The following is a 3,206-nucleotide window of genomic DNA, read 5'->3' as shown; positions in this document are numbered from 1 at the left end:
ACGACGACGTGCCGCGCTCCGCCGAGGAGTGCGCCCCCATCTCCACGACCCTGGCCCGCGTCCGCGCCGCCGGACTGCCCGTACCGCCCGGCGAGGACGCCTACCCGTGGGTGTGCGCGCGCGCCGCCGAGGGCGACCCCGCCGTCCGGGAGGTCGTGGACGGCGTCGCCCGGGTCCTCGCCCGCGGCGCCGCCGGGCTCGTCGGCCTCTTCGACACCGAACTCCTCATCGTCGGCGGCCCCGCCGTGCTCCCCGGCGTCCGCGCCCGCTACCTCGACGTCATCACCACCGCCGTCAACACCTTCCCGCTCGCCCACCACGTCCGTACGGTCCGCGTGGCCCCCTCGCACCTCGGCGAGGCCGCGGCGGCGGTCGGCGCCGCCTCCAGCGTCTTCCACGCCACCTTCACCCCCAGCCTCAAGACCGGGCAGCGGGCAAGGAACTAAGCAGCCACGAGGGAAAGATATGAGGCTTACGCGAGCCCATCTCCCGTACACCACAAGGAAATCGCTTTCGTCCAGCCGGTTGACGAGGTCCACCCGAGGGATTTTCATGGCCGCACCCCCACCGGTGCCGCGCCGTGCCCGAAGCTCCCTGCAACGGAACCGAGGACCACCCCATGCCCAGACGCCGTACCCGTCTCTCCCTCGCCGCCGCCGCGACCCTCACCCTCCTGGCCACCGCACTCGGCACGCAGGCCGGAGCCGCGAGCCCCACCGCCGCGCCCCCCACCCTCAAGGGCCACGTCTACGCCGGCTACCAGGGCTGGTTCAACCATCCCTCCGACGGCTCCCCGCTCGGCGCCTGGCGGCACTGGGCGGGCTCCCGGCCCGCACCGGGCAACCAGACCTTTGAGCTGTGGCCGGACACCCGCGCCTACCCGGACTCCGTGCTCGCCGGCACGGGCTACGCCCCGCTCGGCAACGCGAACCGGCCCGCCTCTTCTCCTCCTGCCCGAGCGCCGTGGTCGACCAGCAGCACTTCGACTGGATGCGCGACAACGGCCTCGACGGCGCCGCTCTCCAGCGCTTCGGCAGCGACGTCTCCGACCCGGCCTCGCCGCGCGCCGCCGTCCGCAACTCCGTCGCGGACAAGGCCCGCAAGGCGGCCGAGCGCACGGGCCGCGGCTTCTACGTCGAGTACGACGTCAGCGGACTGACCGACGCGAACTTCGAACAGGTCCTCCAGGACGACTGGACGAACATCGTCACCGGCTCCCTGCACCTCACCGATTCCCCCGCCTACGTCCACCAGGACGGCAAACCGGTCGTCGAGCTGTGGGGACTCGGTTTCAGCAACCGCCCCGGCTCGGCGGAGCAGTCCGAGCGGATCGTGAACTGGTTCAAGAGCAAGGGCCTCTACGTGGTCGGGGGCGTCCCGACCGGCTGGCGCACCGACTCCCAGGCGAAGCCCGGCTTCGGCCCCGTCTACCAGGCGCTCGACATGCTCTCCCCGTGGATGGTCGGCAACGCGGGCGACAACGCCCCGCAGATCGCCGCCGACCTCGCCGCGCTCACCCCGCGCGGCCAGGACTACCTCCCGGTGATCTACCCGGGCTTCGCCTGGTCCAACTGGAACGGCGGCCCGCGCAACGAGATCCCGCGCCGCTCGGGCGACTTCCTGTGGCAGCAGGCGGTGAACGTACGGAAGGCGGGCGTCGGGCAGGCGTTCCTCGCCATGTTCGACGAGTACGACGAGGCCACCGCGATCGCCCCGGCCGCCGAGGACTCCTCGATGATCCCCACCGACCAGTACTTCCAGACCACGAGCGCGGACGGCACCTATCTCTCCGCCGACTTCTACCTCCGCCTCGCCGGCGCGGCCACGGGCATGATCAGCGGCCGCGACCCCCTCGACCCGGACATTCCCATCCCGCCCTCCACGGGGCCGGTCCAGTTCCGCACCGGCTTCGAACCGGGCACCGACGCCCGCCCCGCGACCGGCCTCGCGGTGACGACGTCCGGCGGGACGGCCCACCGCGGCGACACCTCTCTCACGGTGAAGGGAGCACCCGGCAGCGCGGCGGCCCCCAGCACGCAACGCGTCTTCGACGTGGACATCCCGGTGACGGGAAAGACGGAGCTGACGTACTACCTGCGCCCCGCGGACGCGGCGGGCCGGGCCGTCACCGTCGATCTGCTCCTCGACAACGGCAGTACGGTCCGCACCCGCCCCGCGGCGAAGGCCCCGCTCTCCGCGTGGACGAGGGTGACCAGCCGTCCCAACGGCTCGGCACGGGGCCACCGCATCACGAAGATCCTCGTCACGGCACCGGGCACGGGCACCGCGTCCGTGGACGACATCACCGTCACGAACCGCTGAAGCCGCAGGTGGCGCCCCCTTCGCGCACAGCCGTACGAGGGGGCGCCCACCGGATGTGCGTCGCGCCCCGGGGACCTGCTACTGTCCTCCACGCCCCGAAAGAACCGCCCCCCGGCGGAACAGGGTGGGCACTTCTCCGAACAATGCAGAACGAAGGACAGCCGGTAAAGCGGCCGCCGAAGATCTGATAAAGTCGGAAACGCCGGAAGGGAAATGGAAAGGCCGAAAGGCCCGGCCGGGAACCGGAAAGGCGCCGAGGAAATCGGGCCCGAGAGAGTCTGATAGAGTCGGGAACACGAAATACCGAAGGGAAAACGCCCGGAGGAAAGCCCGAGAGGGTGAGTACGAAGGAAGCGTCCGTTCCTTGAGAACTCAACAGCGTGCCAAAAGTCAACGCCAGATATGTTGATACCCCGACCGAGAGTCCCTTGTGGCTTGAGGTTGAGGTTCCTTTGAAACACAACACAGCGAGGACGCTGTGGACCGGGGGGATTATTCCTTCCCCTGGTTCCGCTCTCGTGGTGTCTCCCGATTACGGGAAAACATTCACGGAGAGTTTGATCCTGGCTCAGGACGAACGCTGGCGGCGTGCTTAACACATGCAAGTCGAACGATGAACCGCTTTCGGGCGGGGATTAGTGGCGAACGGGTGAGTAACACGTGGGCAATCTGCCCTGCACTCTGGGACAAGCCCTGGAAACGGGGTCTAATACCGGATACTTACCATCTTGGGCATCCAGGGTGGTGGAAAGCTCCGGCGGTGCAGGATGAGCCCGCGGCCTATCAGCTAGTTGGTGAGGTAATGGCTCACCAAGGCGACGACGGGTAGCCGGCCTGAGAGGGCGACCGGCCACACTGGGACTGAGACACGGCCCAGACTCCTA

At 69.3% G+C, this 3,206-nt stretch carries 2 protein-coding genes and 1 other annotated feature (1 of these 3 cut by a window edge); both genes read left to right on the top strand.

The genetic code is table 11. The features are described 5' to 3' along the window. On the top strand, positions 1-446 hold a 446-nt coding region (locus tag SSBG_RS10045; RefSeq protein ID WP_037869398.1), incomplete at its 5' end, for an ROK family protein. Positions 447-963: 517 nt separating this feature from the next. Continuing rightward, positions 964-2,322, top strand: coding sequence for a glycoside hydrolase family 71/99-like protein (locus tag SSBG_RS10040; protein WP_234010458.1), 1,359 nt, complete (start codon positions 964-966; stop codon positions 2,320-2,322). 545 nt (positions 2,323-2,867) lie between these two features. Then, positions 2,868-3,206 (top strand) — a sequence feature (mutual gap in cmsearch alignment for this rRNA model is longer than 100) (it continues 1,151 nt past the right edge of the window).

This window comes from Streptomyces sp. SPB074, from assembly GCF_000154905.1.
In the GTDB taxonomy this organism is placed as follows: domain Bacteria; phylum Actinomycetota; class Actinomycetes; order Streptomycetales; family Streptomycetaceae; genus Streptomyces.
This window is presented reverse-complemented; position numbering and strand designations above follow the sequence as displayed.